This is a genomic window from Saccharopolyspora sp., assembly GCF_017434145.1.
Taxonomy (GTDB): domain Bacteria; phylum Actinomycetota; class Actinomycetes; order Mycobacteriales; family Pseudonocardiaceae; genus Saccharopolyspora_C; species Saccharopolyspora_C galaxeae.
Genome location: NZ_JAFRFW010000310.1, coordinates 1 through 2,872 on the forward strand (window position 1 = coordinate 1; position 2,872 = coordinate 2,872).

2 protein-coding genes are annotated in these 2,872 nt (G+C 72.8%); one reads left to right on the forward strand and one right to left on the reverse strand.

Annotation, left to right across the window (positions count from 1 at the left end; translation table 11 throughout):
• Window positions 1–1,419, forward strand: a 1,419-nt coding sequence (locus IJH84_RS08605) for an NAD(P)/FAD-dependent oxidoreductase (RefSeq protein WP_295142431.1), incomplete at its 5' end; no start/stop codon positions are given.
• Between the two features lie 161 nt (window positions 1,420–1,580).
• Here the strand turns inward: IJH84_RS08605 and IJH84_RS08610 are convergent.
• Window positions 1,581–2,585 carry a DUF5914 domain-containing protein gene (locus IJH84_RS08610; protein ID WP_295142434.1) on the reverse strand — a complete coding sequence of 335 codons (1,005 nt, stop codon included), beginning with the start codon at window positions 2,583–2,585 and terminating at the stop codon, window positions 1,581–1,583.
• Between the last annotated feature and the right edge of the window lie 287 nt (window positions 2,586–2,872).

Sequence of the window (2,872 nt, forward strand, 5' to 3'; positions counted from 1 at the left end):
ATCGCCGGGCTGGCCGCGGCCACCTGCCTGGCCGAGCGCGGTGTCGAAGTGGACCTGCTCGAACGCGAGGACCAGCTGGGCGGGCGCGTCGCCGGCTGGACGACCACGCTCGCCGACGGCACGCAGGTGCCGATGAACCGCGGCTTCCACGCCTTCTTCCGGCAGTACTACAACCTCCGCGGCCTGCTGCGCCGCGTCGATCCGGCGCTGGACGGGCTGGTCGAGCTGCCCGAGTATCCGCTGCTGGACCGGCACGGCAGGCTCGACACCTTCGCCGGATTGCCGCGCACCCCGCCGTGGAACGCGCTCGGCTTCGTCGCCCGCAGCCCCACGTTCCGGTGGCGCGACGTGCCGCGGATGTCGATCCGGACGGCGCTGTCGCTGGCCGACGTGCGCGTGCCGCAGACCTACGAACGGCTCGACGAACTCGACGCCGCGACGTACTTGCAGCGCATCGGTTTTCCCGAAGCGGCCCAGCACTTGGCGTTCGAGGTGTTCTCGCGCAGCTTCTTCGCACCGCCCGCCGAGCTGTCGGCCGCCGAGCTCGCAGTCATGTTCCACCTGTACTTCCTCGGCTCCAGCGAGGGCTTGCTGTTCGACGTCGCCGACTCCTTCCCGGCCCTGTGGAACCCGCTGGGCGAACACGTGGAGGGGCTCGGCGGGCGCGTGCACCTCGGCAACAGCGTGCAGGGGGTAACGCACGACGGGCCGCGCGAGTACGTCGTGCACCTCGGCGGTGGCGAGCGGATTCCGGCCGACGCCGTGGTGCTCGCGGCGGACCTTCGCGGGCTGCAAGGAATCGTGCAGCGGTCCACCGGGCTCGGGAACGCCGACTGGCGCGAGAGCATCGCGCAACGGCGGACCGCTCCCTCGTTCCTGGTGTCGCGGTTCTGGCTGGACCGGCCGGTGCGCCGGGACCGGCACGCCTTCCTCGGCACCAGCGGCTTCGGACCGGTGGACAACATCAGCGTGCTGGAGCGCTACGAGCGCGGCGCCGCGGATTGGGCCCGCAGCAGCGGCGGCTCGGTCGTCGAACTGCACTGCTACGCGCTGCCGGGCGAGTCGACCGTCGAACAGCTGCGGCCGCGGGTGCTCGCCGAGCTGCACCGCGCCTATCCCGAGACCGAGCGCGCGCAGGTGCTCGACGAGCGCCACGAGCTGCGTTCGGACTGCCCGCTGTTCCCGCCGGGCGGGTTCGCGCAACGAGCCGCGATCAGCACGCCCGAGCCCGGCCTGGTCGTCGCCGGCGACCACGTGCGCATCGATATGCCGGTGGCGCTGATGGAACGAGCCGCAACCAGCGGTGTGGTGGCGGCGAACCGGCTGCTGGGGAACTGGGGCGTGCGCGGGCACGACGTGTGGACCGTCCCGGGCAGCGGCCGGAGCGCACTACTGCGCACCGCTGCCCGAATCGCCTGAGCCGCTGCGAACGCGAGCCACCCCGCTTCTCGTCCGCCGCGATCCGGGGTGCGGCAGCTCCGCCGCCGGGGGTCGCCGACGGACAATTTCACTCACCACTGAACTTGCAAAGCCGCTGCAAACTTCACCTGGCTGGCGCCGTGCGGGCTCGGCGGAACCGCTCAGCGACCGGCCCTGCGCAGCGCGTACCTGCGCTCGGCGTAAGCGAGGTCGTCGCGCCACAGCCGCAGCGCCGCCCACCGCATCAACGGCCGCACCGCCCCGGCCACCGGCCGTGCCATCCGGAAGCCGGGCCGCGGCGAGTGCGCCACGACCGCCTCGATCACCGCTGTCGTGGGCTCGCCCCGCGAATTCGTGCCCAACGGCGTCGCATGCGTCTCCACCACGCTGCCCACGCCTTCGCCCTCGTCGATGCGCATGAGGATGGTGCGCGGCCCCGGTGCGCTGAAGCTCGCGCGCACCGGCACTCCGACACCGCGGGCCAGCTTGAACGTGACCGCCACGTCGAACGTGTCGTCGGCGTCCGACGAGGCATCGGCCTCCGGCGCCCGCAGCACCGTCAGGTTCGCGAACGAGTAGGGGTGGAACCACGAGCCGTGCCACGGATCGAGCCGATTGGCCACGACGTCCTCCGGTTCGCACACGCCGATCGCCGTGGCCACCGCGTCGATGCTCTCCGGCGGCCGCGGACGGTGCGGCACGACCGGCTCGGGCAGCGGATCCTCCCCGCCTTGCGCGTCGAGCCGGACCCACGCCAGGACTCCGTCGTCGTGCGCGGGGAACGTGCGCCACCACCGGCCCGCGTCCTCGCCCAGCTCGAGCCCGTGCCACCGGCACACCAGCCGCCCGCATTGCACCCGCGCCTCGCTCAACGGCGCGCCCATGTGCGGACACGCGCCAGGACCGGCGTGCAGCGCGCCGCTTTCGTCCCGCCACGCCACGATTTCCACGCCCGCAACGGTCCGGCCGAACGGGCGCGCGGAACCGATCTCCCTGCTGCCGGCGAGCACGAACCAGTTGCCCGACGGCCGGGACTGGGCGCGTTTGAGCGCAGCATCGATCAGCGCCGGTCGCGCCTCGCGCCACGTGCCGCGCTGCTCGGCCCATCGCGGGACGCGGATGCGGCGCAGCGGCAAACCGTTGCCTGTTCCAGTGCGAAAAGCCACGTCGTTCCCCTTCTCTCGGCTCGCCGCGAGTGAGCGTAGGTGTGCGCGGGCGGGTGCGCGCGATCTCCGTAGCGGCGTGCAGCTGCGAGCTCGCGGGTGGATCAATGGCCAGCATCGCCCCGCAAGCGCGAAGAGGCCATGCCTCAACAGGGCTGGAACCGCGAGCAGGAGCGGCAGTACGAGCACCTCGAGAAGCGCCGAGCAGCACGGCTGCGGCGAGGGCCGGGCGACGGAGTCGGGCGCCGGCGCGCAAGTGACCGGCACGCCACGCGCTCAGCCGCGGCGGC